This is a genomic window from Streptococcus parasanguinis, from assembly GCF_016648925.1.
GTDB lineage: Bacteria > Bacillota > Bacilli > Lactobacillales > Streptococcaceae > Streptococcus.
This window is the reverse complement of sequence record NZ_JACLQX010000027.1, coordinates 1-18,284: the sequence shown is the minus strand read 5'-3', so window position 1 is coordinate 18,284 and position 18,284 is coordinate 1. Positions and strand designations below refer to the sequence as shown.

11 protein-coding genes and 2 pseudogenes are annotated in these 18,284 nt (G+C 43.9%); 12 read left to right on the top strand and 1 reads right to left on the bottom strand.

Features of this window, described 5'->3' with window-relative positions; genetic code table 11:
• Positions 1-39 precede the first annotated feature (39 nt).
• The 7 genes and pseudogenes from H7T97_RS08905 to H7T97_RS08875 all read left to right on the top strand — a co-directional run.
• Positions 40-2,451: a glycoside hydrolase family 3 N-terminal domain-containing protein gene (locus H7T97_RS08905; RefSeq protein ID WP_201090093.1), complete on the top strand. Its 2,412-nt coding sequence runs from the start codon at positions 40-42 to the stop codon at positions 2,449-2,451.
• A gap of 239 nt (positions 2,452-2,690) precedes the next feature.
• Entirely contained in the window at positions 2,691-3,869 is a 1,179-nt protein-coding gene (locus H7T97_RS08900; protein ID WP_207185578.1) for a galactokinase, read from the top strand.
• Positions 3,870-3,881: 12 nt separating this feature from the next.
• Positions 3,882-5,354, top strand: a complete 1,473-nt coding sequence (gene galT, locus H7T97_RS08895) for a UDP-glucose--hexose-1-phosphate uridylyltransferase (protein WP_201090092.1) — start codon at positions 3,882-3,884, stop codon at positions 5,352-5,354.
• Between the two features lie 63 nt (positions 5,355-5,417).
• The gene (gene galE, locus H7T97_RS08890; protein ID WP_201090091.1) at positions 5,418-6,416 is read left to right on the top strand and encodes a UDP-glucose 4-epimerase GalE; all 999 of its coding nucleotides are present in this window, start codon (positions 5,418-5,420) and stop codon (positions 6,414-6,416) included.
• A 127-nt stretch (positions 6,417-6,543) separates the two neighbouring features.
• Entirely contained in the window at positions 6,544-7,128 is a 585-nt protein-coding gene (locus H7T97_RS08885; protein WP_201090090.1) for a DUF1307 domain-containing protein, read from the top strand.
• Between the two features lie 247 nt (positions 7,129-7,375).
• Positions 7,376-7,585 carry a hypothetical protein gene (locus H7T97_RS08880; protein ID WP_155167620.1) on the top strand — a complete coding sequence of 70 codons (210 nt, stop codon included), beginning with the start codon at positions 7,376-7,378 and terminating at the stop codon, positions 7,583-7,585.
• Positions 7,586-7,591: 6 nt separating this feature from the next.
• Positions 7,592-7,975 (top strand): annotated as a pseudogene (locus tag H7T97_RS08875) (ISL3 family transposase); the annotation flags it as partial.
• Positions 7,976-8,095: 120 nt separating this feature from the next.
• Here H7T97_RS08875 and gshAB read toward each other — a convergent pair.
• The gene (gene gshAB, locus H7T97_RS08870) at positions 8,096-10,360 is read right to left on the bottom strand and encodes a bifunctional glutamate--cysteine ligase GshA/glutathione synthetase GshB (RefSeq protein WP_155124810.1); all 2,265 of its coding nucleotides are present in this window, start codon (positions 10,358-10,360) and stop codon (positions 8,096-8,098) included.
• Positions 10,361-10,741: 381 nt separating this feature from the next.
• Here gshAB and H7T97_RS10360 point away from each other — a divergent pair.
• The 5 genes and pseudogenes from H7T97_RS10360 to trxA all read left to right on the top strand — a co-directional run.
• Positions 10,742-10,948, top strand: a pseudogene (locus H7T97_RS10360) (IS3-like element ISBt2 family transposase); the annotation flags it as partial.
• Positions 10,949-11,498: 550 nt separating this feature from the next.
• Positions 11,499-12,536, top strand: coding sequence for a M42 family metallopeptidase (locus H7T97_RS08860; protein ID WP_070675706.1), 1,038 nt, complete (start codon positions 11,499-11,501; stop codon positions 12,534-12,536).
• Positions 12,537-12,661: 125 nt separating this feature from the next.
• Positions 12,662-14,647 (top strand): peptide ABC transporter substrate-binding protein, encoded by a 1,986-nt coding sequence (locus tag H7T97_RS08855; RefSeq protein ID WP_021153433.1) that lies wholly within the window; start codon positions 12,662-12,664, stop codon positions 14,645-14,647.
• Between the two features lie 119 nt (positions 14,648-14,766).
• Positions 14,767-17,796 carry a CocE/NonD family hydrolase gene (locus tag H7T97_RS08850; protein ID WP_155167624.1) on the top strand — a complete coding sequence of 1,010 codons (3,030 nt, stop codon included), beginning with the start codon at positions 14,767-14,769 and terminating at the stop codon, positions 17,794-17,796.
• Between the two features lie 97 nt (positions 17,797-17,893).
• The gene (gene trxA / locus H7T97_RS08845; RefSeq protein WP_003002728.1) at positions 17,894-18,208 is read left to right on the top strand and encodes a thioredoxin; all 315 of its coding nucleotides are present in this window, start codon (positions 17,894-17,896) and stop codon (positions 18,206-18,208) included.
• Positions 18,209-18,284 lie beyond the last annotated feature (76 nt).

Here is an 18,284-nt window from a genome sequence, read left to right as displayed (position 1 = left end):
CAATGGTACAATATCTATTGAAAGAAAGGAGGTCGCTTTATGAAAAAAATCATTTATCCATCTGCGGCCCTATTAGCTGCTTTTGCTCTATTATCCGTTCAAACAGCAAAGGCAGACACAGCTCAAGCGTCGGATCAAGCCAATGAACCGGCAGCAACAGTAGAAGAGGTGGTGGCTTCTCCAAGTCCAGAAAGCACCACAGAAAACCAGGGAGAAGTGGCCGAAACGCCGACTTCAACAGACCGTGCTGCTGTCCCTGCAGCCTCCCCAACGGTAACCTCGACAGAGACGGCATCTCCTGAAGTAGAAAAACTGATTGAAAACATGCCACTCAAACAAAAAGTGACGCAAATGATCATGCCGGACTTCCGTAAGTGGCAGGAGGCTAATCAGGAGTCGCCACAGGATCTCACCAAGGTCAATGCGGAAGTAGCAGATGCGATCGATAAATATGATTTTGGAGGCGTCATTCTTTTTGCTGAAAACGTGAAAGAAACCAAGCAAACCCTGACTCTGACGCAAGATATGCAAAAGGCGGCGATCGAAAACAAGGCCAATAACGGGAAGATTCCGCTATTGTTAGCCATCGACCAAGAAGGGGGGATCGTCTACCGCTTGGGTACGGGTACTGCCCTTCCTGGCAATATGGCCATTGGGGCTACCAATGATCCCAAACTAGCGAAAGAAGCCGGTCAAATCATCGGACGTGAACTTTCTGCACTAGGCTTGAATGTGGACTTCGCTCCGGTTTTGGATACCAATAATAATCCTCAAAACCCTGTGATTGGGCTTCGTTCCTTCTCATCTGACCCAAACCGAGTTGCTTACTTGGGTATTCCGATGATGAAAGGCATTCAGGACTACAATGTGGCTGTAGCAGCCAAGCATTTCCCAGGTCATGGAGATACAGCGGTCGATTCCCATACAGGTCTGCCATTGGTGGATAAATCACTTGCCGAGCTTGAAAAATTAGAACTCCTTCCATTCAAAAAAGCTATGGATGGAGGGGTCGACCTCTTGATGACGGCTCATATCCAATACCCGCAGATTGAAAAAGATCAGGTCGTTTCAAAAGAAACAGGCGAGAAGATTTATGTTCCAGCGACTCTTTCTGATGATATTTTAACGGGCTTGGTAAGGAAGAAATACGGCTATAAGGGCGTGATTGTCTCCGATGCCATGGGGATGGATGCCATCGCCAAGAACTTCGGTGAGGTGGAAGCTGTGAAAATGGCCATCAAAGCAGGAGTTGACCTGGTCTTGATGCCAACGACCCTTCGCAGTAAAGCCGATTTGAGCAAGATTGATACCATTGTCGATGCAGTGGTAGATGCCGTGAAAACCGGTGACATTTCAGAAGAACGCTTAAATGAGTCGGTTCGCCGGATTCTGACCCTCAAAGAAAAACGTGGGGTCTTGAATTTTGATCCAAGTGCTCGGACGGCTGAAAAAGCAGAAGAAGCAGTCGGATCAACCCTCAACCGTGACTTGGAACGCAAGATTGCAGCAGCAGCGGTGACGGTTGTAAAAAATGAAGAAAATACTCTGCCATTTAAGGTGCAAACAGGGGACCATGTCTTACTCTTAGGAGCTTTTGAAAATGAAGTCCCTGGACTCGATTTGGGTATGCGTCGCTTAATTGCGGACGGAGTGCTTCCAAAAGATACCTCCTTTGTGGCCAAGAACTTCACTAAAGAATCTACCCTTGATAGTCTAAAAGAAGACCTAGAGAAAGCCACTCACATCGTAGTGATTTCAGAGATCGGTTATGAAGGGCAACTGGATAAAGATTTCTGGCGGACCAAGATCCCAACAGAAATCGTCAATTATGCCAATACCAACCATAAGAAGGCAGCTGTCCTTTCTATCTCTAAACCTTATGATGTAGCCAACTATCCAGCGGCAAAAGCCATTTTGGCAGTCTATGGAAATAAGGGAATGGATCCAACGGAATCCCTCAAACCAGACAATGCATTTGGTCCTAATATTCCTGCAGGAGTGGAAGTCATCTTCAATGGCAAGGAACATCTAGGTACCTTACCGGTTGATATTCCAAAAATTGTAGACGGAAAAATGTCGGAAACAGAGTACGCCTACCGCATTGGTCATGGTCTCTTCTATCCAGCACCTGCACCATTGCCAACACCAGAAACCCAAGATCCAACTTCACCAGTCCAAGATCCAACCCATCAGACACAACCAGTAGAGGTTGGTCACACTGGAACACAGGTTCTTGTTAGCAAGCAGGAAAAAGCTAGCACTCTTGATCGTCCACAAGTTACTCCGATCGCTGTGAAACAAGCCACTGATCAGGCTCCTGTCAGCGTGTCAGCAAGTCCTGCATCATCTGTATTGCCAAAAACTGGTCAAACAGAGAATCTCCTAGCTCTCATGGGCATCAGCCTCTTAACCTTCCTTGGATCTTTTGTCTATCCAAGAAAGAAACACTAAAGGATTCAGAATCTCAATTGGGTCACTCCCAATTGAGATTTTTTGGTAAAGTTTTACTAAAATTAACTCAAGTCGGCAATTATCGAATAGAAGTTTTAATCGGAGGAAAACCCTTTGTTATAGCCTTCTTTGGCATAAAATAAAAAATTAATAAAATTTTACTAAAAATACTTGAAGTTTTACTTGCGATCAGATATAATACAAGTATAAAAACGTTTACAAAACTAAAGGAGTTTCTCATGACGACAACAATCACATCTCAAGATTTACAAGCAAAATTCCAGGCTGTCTTTGGGGAAAAGGCTGACCACACTTTCTTTTCACCAGGACGGATTAATCTGATCGGTGAACACACGGACTATAATGGTGGGCATGTCTTCCCAGCAGCCATTACACTTGGTACCTACGGAGCTGCAAGAAAGCGTGAGGATAAGGTCTTGCGTTTCTTCTCAGGAAACTTTGAAGACAAGGGGATCATTGAAGTTCCACTGGATAATCTCCACTTTGAAAAAGAGCACAACTGGACCAACTATCCAAAAGGCGTGCTCCACTTCTTGCAAGAAGCTGGTCATGTCATTGATAGCGGAATGGACGTCTATGTCTACGGCAATATTCCAAACGGATCCGGTCTTTCTTCTTCAGCTTCGCTTGAGCTCTTGATTGGCGTCATCGCTGAGAAACTATATGATCTTCAGTTAGATCGTCTAGATCTGGTCAAGATCGGGAAACAAACTGAAAATCACTTCATCGGAGTCAACTCTGGGATCATGGACCAATTTGCCATCGGTATGGGAGCTGATCAACGGGCTATTTATCTCGATACCAACACCCTAGAGTATGATCTGGTACCGCTGGACCTCAAAGACAATGTCGTAGTTATCATGAATACCAACAAACGCCGGGAATTAGCGGATTCAAAATACAATGAACGTCGTTCAGAATGTGAGACCGCCGTCTCTGAACTCCAAGAAAAATTGGATATCCAAACCTTAGGGGAATTGGATCTCTGGTCTTTTGATGCCTATAGCTACTTGATCAAGGATGAAAATCGCATCAAACGAGCTCGTCATGCTGTACTTGAAAACCAACGGACTCTCCAAGCTCGTAAGGCACTTGAAGCAGGTGATTTGGGAGGTTTTGGTCGTCTCATGAATGCTTCCCACGTATCCTTGGAGCATGACTACGAAGTGACAGGTCTAGAATTGGATACCTTGGTGCATACAGCCTGGGAACAAGAAGGTGTCTTGGGCGCTCGTATGACAGGAGCAGGCTTTGGTGGTTGCGCCATCGCCCTTGTAAACAAAGATAAGGTTGAAGCATTTGAAGAAACTGTCGGCAACCGTTATGAAGAAGTCGTTGGCTATGCGCCAAGCTTCTATATCGCAGAAGTTGCGGCAGGGACACGGGTAATCGATTAAAAAGGAGATAGGATGACAGAACAGGTATTAGATGCATTTGTTACAGCCGTCATTGTGGCGAGTGACTACGAAGAGATGGATCGGATTTATCTAAAAAATCGCATCATGAGTCGCGTTGGAGAAGAAGGTCTAGACGCCCCAGCTCATCAGGCTGACTTGATCGCACTCAAAGATCAGCTGGTGGAAATCGCTGTTGCGAATAGTAAGATCCAAGATAGCATGGCCGCAAAGGACAGCTTGGGTGCGGAGTTGATGGATTGGATCACCCCTAGTCCTAGTCAGGTCAACCATCGTTTCTGGGAGACCTATCGTCAGTCCAAAGAAGACGCGATTGCGGATTTCTATGCCCTCTCTAAGCGCAATGATTACATCAAGGTCAAAGCGATTGCGCAAAATATTGCCTTTGAGGCAGAAACTCCCTATGGTTCTCTTGAAATCACCATCAATCTGTCAAAACCTGAAAAAGATCCTAAAGACATTGCAGCGGCCAAGCTTGCCAAAGCCAGTCATTATCCGGCCTGCCAATTGTGCTTTGAAAATGAAGGCTATCAAGGTCGCCTAGACCATCCAGCCCGGGCTAATCACAGGATTATTCGCTTTGATATGGACGGTCATGATTGGGGCTTTCAGTATTCCCCTTATGCCTACTTCAATGAACACTGCATTTTCCTCGATAGCCAGCATGTGCCCATGGCCATTAGTCGCAAGACCTTTGAGCGACTCTTGACCATTGTCGAGACTTTTCCAGGCTATTTTGCAGGGTCCAATGCAGATCTGCCCATTGTAGGGGGATCTATCCTGACTCATGATCATTACCAAGGCGGACGCCACACCTTCCCTATGGAGCTAGCTCCTGTGGAGGAAAGCTTTACCATTGAGGGCTTTGAGGCTGTATCGCTAGGGATTGTCAACTGGCCCATGTCGGTTCTACGTTTGCAATCGGACGACAAGGCGCAATTGATTGCCCTGGCAGACCATATCCTAACAGCCTGGCGAGGCTACTCGGATCCAGCCGTTCAAGTTTTAGCGGTATCCGATGGTCAGCCCCACCATACCATTACCCCCATTGCACGGATTCGTGATGGGCATTATGAATTGGACTTAGTGCTCCGTGATAACCAAACCTCACCAGAGCATCCCGATGGCATTTATCACCCACATGCAGATGTGCAACACATTAAAAAAGAAAATATCGGCCTGATCGAAGTCATGGGCTTGGCCATTTTGCCACCTCGCCTCAAGGAAGAGCTCAAGCAGGTTCAGGACTATTTGCTTGGACGTGAGAGCACAGTGGCAACCTACCACCAGGCTTGGGCAGATGATTTGAAAGCCACTCACCCAGCTATCACAGAAGAAGCAGAGGCAGAGGCCCTTGTCCGTGAATCGGTTGGTCAGATCTTTGCGCGCGTGCTGGAAGATGCTGGAGTCTACAAGCGAACAGCAGAAGGACAAGCTGCCTTTAGACGCTTTGTTGCGACACTTTAAGTGTGGAGAAGCGACAGAAATTTGGTACAATAAGAGAGAAGACAAGAAGCGAAAGGAAAACAAATGGCAATACTCGTACTCGGAGGAGCTGGCTATATCGGTTCCCACATGGTGGACCGCTTGGTCAATGAAGGACAGGAAAAAGTCGTCGTGGTCGATAGCCTGGTCACAGGCCATCGTGCAGCGGTGCATCAAGATGCCGTCTTTTACCAAGGAGACCTGGCGGATCAAGACTTTATGCGCACTGTTTTTAAGGAACATGCCGATATCGATGCGGTCATCCACTTTGCGGCCTACTCACTGGTCGCGGAGTCCATGGCCGATCCATTGAAATATTTCGACAATAATACAGCAGGCATGGTCAAACTCTTGGAAGTCATGCATGAATGTGGGGTGCACTACATCGTCTTTTCTTCAACTGCTGCTACCTACGGCATTCCAGAAGAAATTCCGATTCTTGAAACCACTCCACAAAATCCGATTAATCCATACGGGGAAAGCAAGCTCATGATGGAAACCATCATGCGTTGGGCCGATCAAGCCTACGGCATCAAGTATGTGCCTCTTCGTTACTTTAATGTAGCAGGTGCTAAGCCAGATGGATCCATCGGCGAAGACCATGGGCCAGAGACTCATCTCCTGCCAATCGTCTTGCAAGTGGCCCAAGGCAAACGCGAAAAGATCGCCATTTTTGGAGATGACTACAATACACCAGATGGAACCAATGTTCGGGACTATGTCCATCCATTTGATTTGGCAGATGCCCATCTGCTAGCGGTGGAGTATCTCAGAAAAGGAAATGAATCGACCGCCTTTAATCTGGGCTCATCAACTGGATTCTCCAATCTCCAAATCGTTGAAGCAGCCCGCAAGGTGACGGGGCATCCGATTCCACTTGAGATTGCTGATCGTAGACCAGGAGATCCAGATACCTTGATCGCATCATCTGAGAAGGCGCGTGCTATTCTCGGTTGGCAACCAAAATTTGACAATATCGAAACCATCATCCAAACAGCCTGGGCTTGGCATTCCAGCCACCCAGATGGCTACAATGATCGATAAGGAGGGACTGCGAACATCATTTTTGAGACTTTTTTAATAACATCTAAAACGACAGTTGATCTTGCCAAATGACTCATTTCAGACGTCAGTCATTTCCCTAACCATCATCAAAAGTGAGGTATTCAAAATGAATAAAACCACAAAAATGTTAGCCGTCTTCTTGGCAGCGGGTCTTCTTTTAGCTGGTTGCACACAAAAAGAGAGTACAAAATCTACTAGTCCATCGTCTACTAAAGCAACTAGTAAAGCAACAAGCAAATCATCCGCTAAAGAAAAGACAAAAGAGTCATCAACTGATGAAAGCAAAAAAGAAGATGCGCTAGCAGGTGCACAAAAAACTGTTCTCGAAACGAGTGATGAAGCAGGTAAGTCAACTATTACCTTGTATTACAAGGGAGATACCTTGTTATTACAAGAAAAAGTTGATGATTACGACGTCTCAAAAGTGCCTGGTGAGAACCCTCTTGAAACCATGAAAGAAGCTGTTGCCAAGAGCCAAGAAAAATTCAAAGATCTGATGGGCCATGGATTTGAACTAACATCAGAATACAAAGACGGAATCTTTTATATCCGCAATACCATTGATTACACAAAAATCGATTTTAATAAATTAAAAGAAATCGTACCAGGCTTTAATCCCCTAGATGACAAAACAGTTAGTTATTCAGTAACGAAAGACAGTCTTATCAAGGGTGGTATGGTCGAAAAATAAACAAAATGGAGAGCAGCTCAGTTTGCTGCTCTTTTTTGTTTTAGTATGAATTCATGGGCATATTTTGGTAGAATAGGATTTAATAGAAGAGAGTCCCACATCATTAATTGATATACCTGAAACTAGAGAATTATTTACTCAGGAAGAGCTTAAAAGATTAATTCCGATTGCTGAGCAAATGTGGATTGACTGGAGAGGAAAACTTCCAGATGATTATGTATCGCCACTTAAGTAAAAGAGGAATAAAATGAAACCAACAAACCTAGAATGGGAAGACGTTAGTAAGTTTGAAGAAATAAAAGGTTATGGACAACATGTTTGGCGACATCATGAGAAATATTTTTTTGTTACAGATGAAGGAGGAATAGCTGAACAGAGGGTAGTCTATGAATTACCATTAGAACTATTTCAATCACCCTACCAAGTTTTTCTGAGTTACTTGAAAAGTCTAACTTAATTTGACAATTTAGGCAATAAAGAAATCCTAGACAAGCTTTTGAGCTATTCAGAAGACTTGAAATACCACTATAATCTCTATCAGCTCTTGCTTTTTCACCTTCAGAATAAGGAACCAGAGAAATTTTTTGGACTCATTGAAGACAATATAAAGAAGGTTCATTCTCTTTTTCAGACTGTCTTTAAAACATTTCTAAAGGACAAAGGGAAAATCATCAATGACCTTCAGTTATCCTATTCCAACGCAAAATTGGAAGCGACTAATAATCTCATCAAACTTATCAAACGCAATGCCTTTGGTTTTCGGAACTTTGAAAACTTCAAGAAGCGAATTTTCATCGCTCTGAATATCAAAAAAGAAAGGACGAAATTTGTCCTTTCTCGAGCTTAGCTTTTCTTCAACCCACTAAAGTTGACAAAGAGCTGTAGATTTTAGGTATTTACCTTGTCTACTTAAGAGGTATCATATCATCGAGATAAAGGTGATTTGTTTGTTCCTAAGAATTAGGTTTTAGGTTTGACTTGTGGCAACTTCTGGAAAAAGCTTGTCTAGAATTTTTGGAGTGATAGCTTGTCCAGGACCTTCAGCACAATAGGTGTGAATATACATAGCGGGATTGAAGTTGAGCTCGATACAAGTGAAATGAGGTTTTTCCTTGCTAGCAGGCTGAGTTTTATCTGGAATGATGAGGTCAACCCCGCAAGCCCAGGCCCCCATGCTAGTTGCCATAGCTGCTGCCAATTCTTGGTAAGAGGAATCTATTGTCTCAGTGACATCAATAGAGTCACCACCCGTAGAAATGTTGGAGTTACGGCGGAGATTGACCTTTTTCCCTTCTGGGAGAATATCATCAGGTGCATAACCTTGCTGAGTCAACATCAATTGTTCGATGTCTCCTAGCTTAATGATTTCCAGAGGTGAGCGGTGGTCACGGCCTCGCAATGGATTGGCATTTTTCTGAGCGACTAATTCACGAATGGTGTGTTTGCCATCACCGACAACATTAGCAGCGACACGAAGGAGGACAGACTCACAACGCCCGTCCAGAATGAAGAAACGGTATTCGGTTCCTGGGATAAATTCTTCAACAAGAACAGCTGTATCTTCTGCAAAGGCAATCTCGAGAGCTTTCTTATAGTTATCAAGGCTGGCAGGCTCTTGGAAAATGGAAATGCCCAGACCGAAGTTGGTTGATTTTGGTTTAACCACAATTTGCTTGCCCTTGATAAGAGGATAGTAGGCTAGACCTTGTTCTAGACTGGTAAATTCGTCGCCGGCAGGGACAGGGAAGCCAGCATCAGCCAGGATTTTTTTGGTCACGGTTTTATTAGCCATGGCAAGAGGAACTACATAGTTGTCTTTTGAGGTCATGTTACCATTTTTGACGTACTCAACATGATCTTTATGCCAGAGTTTAAGGAATTGATCCTGCTCATCTAGGATTTCAAAATGAAGCCCTTTTTGAATGGCATCAAAGAGCAGCATCTGGGTAGAAAGTTCCATCTCCTCATAACCCTTAAGGGCATAGTGGGCAGTCCAGTCGTAATCATGATAGGCAAGCGCCTTGTCAAGGGCAAAGTCAGAAAGGGACTTGTCTTTGATATGAGGAAGAAGTTGAGCAGCTAGTGTCTGACTGGAATCTGCAAAGGCATCTTTAACTTGTTTGACCAGCCCTTGATGATAGTCACCAAGCCCAAAATGTTGCACCAGTTGGTCTAGAGCTGTCGTAATGTTCTGAGTTTCAGCTTCAGAAGGTAGAGGTTCTAAAGGATGAGAGAGGGCAATTTTTTCATTCAGCGCGTGACCTTGAGCCAGAGCCTGATCAACATTTTCAGGGGCATCCAGCCAGAGGAAGGCTAGAAGGAGTAGGTGTACGGTATCCATGGTAGTTTGGCTAATACCGATACGCTCAAAGGGGTTGAGGTCGAAGTTACGGAATTCTAGGTAGGTGATTCCCTTGTCAAGGAAGGAGCGATTAACCTTTTGTCCACGGAAACGAACAGCCGAGTAAAATTCCTTTTCCGCAATCAAATCACCTTGTTCGATATAGTTTTCGATGGCAGAGACATAGTCTTCTAGGCTTGCAAAAGATACTTGTATTTCTTCCTTATTGACATAGCCGTGGTCACTGTTACGGAAGGAACGCACAGGTTCTGGAACTTCTTGGTCGAAGAATCCTTGCTCAGCAATAGGTGCAGCCCCAAAAAGATAGGTAATCACCCAACGGTAGCGCAAGTAGTTTTGAGCCAGCTTAAGATAGAGGGCGTTTTTGAAAGCAATTATATCAATCTGGTCACTTTCTTGGAATAGGGCTTCAACCAAATCTTTCCCTAGTTCCATATTATAGTGGATACCTGAGATAGCTTGTAGTTTAGTTCCGTATTTTTCGGCCAGGTAGTTACGATAATGGCGTTCAAATTCATTTTCCAGTTGGGCAACTTGGATTTCTTGGGCGTTGATACGAGGAGGCATGGACAAGGGCCAGAGAAGTTCATCTTTACTGATGGAACGTCCAGCTACATCGGTAATGGCTCCAAGAAATCGACGAGCCTCAGTGGTAGATTTAGCAACTGGTGTGATGAGTTCCATCTGAAACTCACAAAAATCTGTTTGAATATAAGGGTGGAAACTTCGAGCTCCTAGCCATGAAGGGTGAGGCGTATGTGCTAATTTTCCCTGTCTATCGACACGAAGACTTTCGCGTTCAATTCCAAAGTTAGCTTGAAGGATAGGGCTAGTAGGCTCCAGCTTTTGAAGCAGTTGATTTATAGTCATAGAGTCACCTTTTCATCTAATGTTAGTGATAGTCTATTATAAATAGGAGAAGAAAACAACTTTCCGCTACGGTTAAGGGGAATTTCCGAATGTTTCAGATAAGAATTCTTAAAACCAATTGTTTTTTAGCTCTATTATATGCAAAAATTGTAAAATACCCACTGATTTTTATGTAAAATGTTATTTCTCTTGGAATTTAAATCAAATTAGCCTATACTAATGACGTATATATGAGAACGAAAGAATCCCTAGGGTCGGCACTGCACCCATAAAATGAGACACAAGAAAACACTCCTGTTGAATTCTGGTAAACTAGAAACAGGGGTGTTTTGTTATGGTCAAAAAGCATATTCAGTAGAAACTAAGCTAGCCTGTATCGAAATGAAGAAGGCAGGCAAATCAAATAAAGTTATCATGGATACCCTCAGCATCAAAAATGCTAGTCAGGCCAAGACCTGGTAGCGATGGTATCAGAATGATGAATTGTACCGTTTCCAACAACCCGTGGGGAAACAATATACTTATGGTAATGGGATGAAACAGTTATCTGAAGTGGAACAGTTACGTTTGCAGGTAGAATTACTAAAAAAGTATCAGAACTTGATAAGAGAATCGACAAAGTAAGTCTTATCAAGCTAGTAGAAGAGTATAAGAAAACGTGCCCTGTATCGATTATTTTAGAATGTTTCGGCGTCAAACGCTCCACCTTTATCGCTGGAAACAGGAGTGTAAGAATTCTCAGAAAAGAGGCGAAATAGCAGATAATGGCTGTATCGAATGGTTTCACTCTGTTCTCAAGTCTGAAACCTTCTATCTCCATAAGTGGAGAAACATAACTGAAGATAGTCTAACAGATATTGTCAAAAATTACATCATATTTTATCCTGATAATTATGTATCACCATTGAAATAGCCTGCGTGGAACTTGTTTAGACACCGTTAGTTGTGGACAAGTTTCTTTTTTTATTTTAGGTGCACTAGATGAATCTCTCCCAAAATGTGTTGAAAATATAAATAGAACTCTGGCTTTCTCCTAATGCAAGTACGGGAAGAGTTGAAAAACTCCAACCTGTAACCTCTCCTCTAGCTATTCCACCTATTTCATGCTAGAATAAAGAAAAACACATTTGGAGGCATTATGAATCAGACAGTGACTTATTTGCAGGAATTGACAGCCATTCCTTCCCCGACCGGTTTTACACGTGAGATCGCAGACTACTTGGTCAAAACCATTGAAGGCTTTGGGTACGAAGTAACTCGGACTGCTAAGGGAGGCGTGAATGTGACCGTGCCTGGTGTGATCACAGACAAGCAACGCTACGTCACAGCCCATGTGGATACCTTGGGAGCTATTGTCCGCGCGGTGAAAGCAGATGGTCGCCTCAAGTTAGACCGTATCGGTGGTTTCCCTTGGAATATGATTGAAGGGGAAAATTGTACAGTCCATGTAGCCAATACAGGAAAGACCCATTCTGGGACTATTTTGGTCCATCAGACTTCTTGCCATGTCTACAAGGATGCGGGAACTGTAGAGCGGACCCAGGACAATATGGAAGTCCGTCTAGATGAAAAAGTGACCAATGAAAAAGAAACCCGTGCCCTTGGCATTGAAGTGGGTGATTTTGTCAGCTTTGATCCCCGGACCATTGTGACAGATACTGGCTTTATTAAATCTCGTCACTTAGATGACAAGGTAAGTGCGGCGATTCTCTTGAATCTTCTGCGCGTGTACAAGGAAGAGCAGATCCAATTGCCAGTAACGACCACCTTTGCCTTTTCAGTCTTTGAAGAAGTGGGGCATGGGGCTAATTCTAGTATTCCAGCTGAAGTGGTCGAATACTTGGCAGTGGACATGGGAGCTATGGGAGACGACCAAGCGACGGATGAATACACGGTATCCATCTGTGTCAAAGACGCTTCTGGACCATATCACTATGAGTTCCGTCAGCATTTGGTAGCCTTGGCAAAAGCCCAAGAAATCCCTTATAAGTTGGACATCTATCCTTTCTATGGATCAGATGCCTCTGCAGCCATGAGCGCAGGAGCAGAAGTCAAACATGCTCTTCTCGGAGCAGGAATCGAATCTAGCCACTCTTATGAGCGGACTCACTTGGATTCTGTAGTCGCAACAGAGCGCATGGTCGATGCCTACCTCAAGAGCGACTTAGTAGAGTAAAAAATGGAACTACTCTCCGGAGTAGTTTTTTTCATAATACAAAAATTTTCTGAAAATTCCTTTTCTTCTGAAAACCTTTGTGGTATAATCTTAAAATAAACTTAAAATTTCTTGAGGAGATTTACATGAAAAAAAGAAATGTCATTGCACTTGCGGGGGTTGCCCTCCTTTCAGCAGGTATCCTAGCAGCTTGTTCGGGTGGTTCTAAATCATCTAGCTCAAGTAACGGTCAAAAATTCTCATATGTCTATGAGACTGAGCCAGAAAACCTAAACTATATCACATCTGGTAAAGCAGCAACCCACGATATCACTGGAAACTTGATTGATGGTTTGTTTGAAAATGACAAATACGGTAACTTGATTCCATCTCTTGCAAAAGATTGGACAGTTTCGCAAGATGGCTTGACTTATACTTATAAACTTCGTGACGATGCTAAATGGTATGATTCAGAAGGCGAAGAGTATGCGGATGTAACAGCTAAAGATTTCGTCACAGGGATCAAATATGCGGCTGATAACAAATCAGAAATGCTCTACATCATCCAAGATTCTATCAAAGGCTTGAATGACTACGTCAGTGGTAAAAATAAAGATTTCTCAGCTGTAGGAGTAAAAGCAGTTGATGATCATACCCTTCAAATCACTTTGAACCAACCAGAATCTTACTGGAACTCTAAATTGACTCTTGGGATCACTTTCCCTGTCAACGAAAAATTCGTGAAATCAAAAGGGGATAAATTCGCTCAAGCAAGTGACACCAGCTCCCTTCTTTACAATGGTCCTTACATCTTGAAGAGCTTTACTTCTAAATCTTCTATCGAAATGACCAAGAATGAAAACTACTGGGATAAAGACAAGGTCTACATTTCAGATGTGAAATTGGAATTCTACGATGGACAAGACCAAAGTAAATTGGCCAAATCATTCGGTGAAAATGCTCTTAGCTTGGCAAAACTCTTCCCAACTGGATCTGGTTACTCAGAGCAAGCCAAAGAATTCAAAGACGAAATCACCTACACTCCTCAAGATGCCGCTTCTTATGTTATTGGTACCAACATCGACCGTCAATCTTACAAACACACTGCTAAGAAGACCGATGAGGAAAAACAATCTACTAAGAAAGCTCTCTTGAACAAGGACTTCCGTCAAGCGATCAGCTTTGCCTTCAACCGTGAAGCGTATGCTGCTCAATTGAACGGAAAAGACGGAGCAAGCAAGATCATCCGTAACCTCTACATTCCACCAACATTTGTCCAAGCTGATGGTAAGACCTTTGGTGAAATGGTGAAAACTCAATTGGATACCTACGGAGATGAGTGGAAATCTACTAAACTAGACGATGGTCAAAATGGTCTCTTCGATGCTAAGAAAGCGAAGGAAGAGCTTGCAAAAGCGAAGACTGCCTTGGAAGCAGAAGGTGTGAAATTCCCAATTCACATCGATATGCCTGTAGACCAAACCACACCATCAAGAGTTCAACGGGTACAATCCTTCAAACAATCAGTTGAAGAAGCACTTGGTAAAGAAAATATCGTCATCGATATCCAAATGCTTTCGAAAGAAGACCTTCAAAATGTGACCCTCTTTGCACCAAATGCGGCTGGCGAAGACTGGGATCTCTCTGATAATGTTGGATGGAGCCCTGACTACCAAGACCCATCAACTTACATGGATATCTTGAAAGCTTCATCTGGTGAAAATACTAAAACTTTCCTTGGATTTGACCCAAGTGAAAACAATGAAGCAGCTAAAAAAGTTGGTCTGTACGACTTTGAAAAGATGATCAAAGATGCTGGTGCAGAAACACAAGACGTCAACAAACGCTATGAAAAATATGCGGCAGCGCAAGCTTGGTTGACAGATAGTGCCCTTGTTATGCCAACTTCTTCATCAACTGGACGTCCATTCTTGACACGTATCGAACCATTCTCAGCTCCATTTGCATGGACTGGTGGTAAAGGAAAAGACCACGTGATCTACAAAGGAATGAAACTCCAAGATAAAGCTGTGACAACTGCTGACTACAACAAAGCCCTTGAAAAATGGCAAAAAGAACAAGCAGAGTCAAACAAAAAAGCACAAGAAGATCTTAAGAAACACGTCAAATAAGGATCGATAACCGGGGCTGATGCCTCGGTTTTTTTTGGATCATTTGAATATCTATTTGATATAAAAACGCTTACATAGTATAATAGAAGTGTTTATTACAAAAAAGTAAGGAGACTGACATGAAAAAGAAAACAATGGTTTCCATTGTCGCATCAAGTTTATTGATCGCACCGATGGTCTTGCATCAAGTAGCAGCAGCAGATGAGCAGACAGAAGAGCTAGCCCCATCGACAGAAGTGGTCCATGCTCCAGCTTCCGAAGCAAGACCGACAACAAGTGACACAAGTACTGCCACTAGTGAAGAAGGAGCGAGCTTGAGTGAGGCATCGCTGGATCGGACGGCAGTTGCAAATCAAGTAGCCCCTGCTACAGAAGAACACACAAGACAAAGTGAGCCTACGGTCCCAGTAGCAAGTCCAGCAACAACCAACAGGGAAGCTGCACCTCAATCTGCTCCCAGTTCAGAAGCTCCGGCAACAAGTAATGATTTAGCAAAGGTTACAGGTAGCACCCTTGCAGCTGATCAGGCCCCTAAAGAGTTGACGGTCCAAGATGCTGTTAATGGCTTGCTTCAATGGGCAGCAACAGATCCTAGCCAATTGGGCCAAAGCCAAGCAGATCGCGAACGCTTTGCCAAGAGTTTAGGCTTGATTGAAAAATCAGAAGATTTGACTCGTAAGGTTAGTCAGCCAGAATTGGCCAAGATGTATGAAACAGCTAAGAAACTCTACGATGCCTACCGGGCTGAAAAGAAAAGCCCGCTCTTTTTAAATGGTCGTGCCCAGCCGATTTTCCCTTATACGACGGGAGAAAAAGCAGACCAAGACTACAAATATGAAGACAGCCAAATTGTACGCTTCCCTGTCTATGTCGAAACGGACTACGACACCGACGCAGATGGCAAGCCTGACTTAGTCAAAGCCATTGTTCAACTACCAAAAGCAGTAGCGCAAGGTGATTTTAAGGCAGCCACTATTCTGGAAGCGCGCCCTTACGTAGCGGGGACGCTTGATGAAAACTACGTGACCCTCGAAAGTTTGGGGCTTCCAACGGACGGTAGCTATGACATGAAGAAACTGCACAGCCAACCTGCAAAGAGACAGCCAGTAAGCAGTGAAACAACAGTAGAAGCAGCGAAAAAAGCCAAGGCATCGGATTGGTATTACTACAGTCCCTACGAGTATATCTATGACTACGAAGATCTGAACTGGTACGACTATTTCTTGGTCAGAGGCTATGCCTTTATCTCCAGTGCTGGACTTGGTACCAAGGGATCAGAAGGATTTAACACGACAGGGTCTGATCTCGAAATCAATGCCTTTAAGAATATTATCGAATGGGTTAATGGAAAACGCAAGGCCTACACCGATAAGACTAGCAATGTTGAAATTAAGGCAGACTGGGCAACAGGCAATGTCGCAATGACCGGTCTCTCTTGGGCTGGAACCACGACCTTTGGTGTGGCAGCGACAGGCGTAGAAGGCCTAAAGACCATCGTTCCGGCAGCAGGAATTGCCTCTTGGTATGATTATTTCAATAGCCAAGGAACCCAGTTTGGCAATGCACCTTATAGTGACCTTTCATGGCTCTCCCTCTACGTTAGCACGCGAATGCTGGACCAAGACGACTGGGCAGGTATTTGGCAAAACTATTCTAACTACATCAACCAATTGAATAAGGACCAGTACGCTCATGATCGTAACTACAGTGATGTCTGGAAGGAGCGGGATTATACCCTTCATCCGGAAAATCTCAAGACCAGCGCCCTGATCGTCCATGGCTTGAATGATGACAATGTTAAGACCAAACACTTTGAACTCATGTACGATGCCCTCAAGAAAGCAGGCCAAGATGTTAAGCTCTATCTCCACCAAGGAGATCACGTCTACCCAGCGGCTATGTCACGGGGATACGGCATCACTGCCAATGGTCAGGACTTTTATGACCTGCTCAATACCTGGCTGACCCATTACCTCTACGGAGTGGACAATCACGTCGAAAGCTTGCCAGCGGTTCTAGCTCAAAACAACTATGATCCAAGCAAGTGGACCAGCTATGATAACTGGAAGAGCAGTCAACGTCTCTTCTTGAATGCAAGCTCGAAACGGCTAGAAGAAACCATTTCTAGCGATTATGCGGCTGCAGGTGTTGAGATCGCTAACCGTAATGAAACAGTCAGCAAAGCCTCCTCTAAGGCCAATCTGACCTTCGTTTCTGATGTTACTGAGGACACTACGATCAAGGGCCACATCCCCGTTCGTTTCAAGGCAGCTCTTGCCAAGGGTCAAGGAAAGAATTTCCAAATCAACGCTCTCTTGGTAGATGTGGCAGATGAGGATTTTGACGTGGTAGGAAATGGTAGCGTCAAGCAAGATAAAACAGCAGACGGTTTCTGGATGGGAAGCAATTTAAGCAACCTATCTGTTGCCGAATACGAAACCATCAAGACCAAGTACAAGGTGATCGCAAAAGGCTGGATCAACCTTGCGAATCCTAAGTCTGGCTACGATTCAGCAAGCTCTCGCGCAAGCATCGAGCCAAAGGTTGGGGAATACCACGATTACACGGTTTATCTCCAACCAAATCTCTATACGGTTAAGAAAGGTCACAAGTTAGCTCTAGTCTTTAACACCTATGACCCGTCTGATTTAACGGTGGAGCATCCATATGAAGTGACCTTCAAGACAGATTCTATCCAGGCTGCGATTCCAATTGTTGAAAAGACCCGCGCCCAAAAGGCAGCCTATGTACCGAGTGCAACAGATACTGACTATGCGAAATTGCCAGAAATAAAAGGAGCTGCTCTAGTTGCTCCAGAAGTACACTACAAGGAAGAGTATACACTGCCAAGCCCAGAATACTTTGTCCAACCAAGCCAAACTCTTCCTGAAAAAGATGAACAGATGCAAACAGCATCAGCAAGACAAGAGCAATCTCATCTTACACTAGCTGTATCTTATGGACCTCAATTTGTTTCACAAGGATTGGCAGAAGATCCTCAAGTTGCGACTTCTGCAGTAGGAGGAGAGCAGGTAGACCATACCCTTCCTCAAACAGGGAGCAAAGACCATGCTCTGGGTCTCTTAGGTGTGATCAGCCTAACAGCTTCTAGCCTCATCTTTTGGCACAAAAAGAGAGAAGATGCCTAAGGAGTCCCCGTAGCAAATATTTCTAAAATGGCATCATTTAGTGTAAAATAAAAGTAGAAATGCAGAATCAGTAGTCACTACTGAAAAAGGAGGAAATATGGCACACGTAATCACAGATGCAACTTTTGAACAAGAAACCAGCCAAGGCCTTGTCTTGATTGACTTTTGGGCAACTTGGTGCGGTCCATGCCGCATGCAAGCTCCAATCTTGGATCAGTTGGCAGAAGAAGTACATGAAGATGATTTGAAAATCTGTAAGATGGATGTCGATGAAAATCCAAATACAGCGCGTCAATTCGGTATCATGTCGATTCCAACTCTTCTCTTTAAAAAAGATGGACAAGTTGTCAAACAAGTGGCTGGAGTTCATACGAAAGCCCAATTGAAAGAAATCATTGCAGAATTGAGCTAAAAAGAGAGAGTGGGACAGAAATCGGTAATTCGTTAGAATTCGATTTCGTCGTCCCACCTCCGCACAGTTGAGTAGG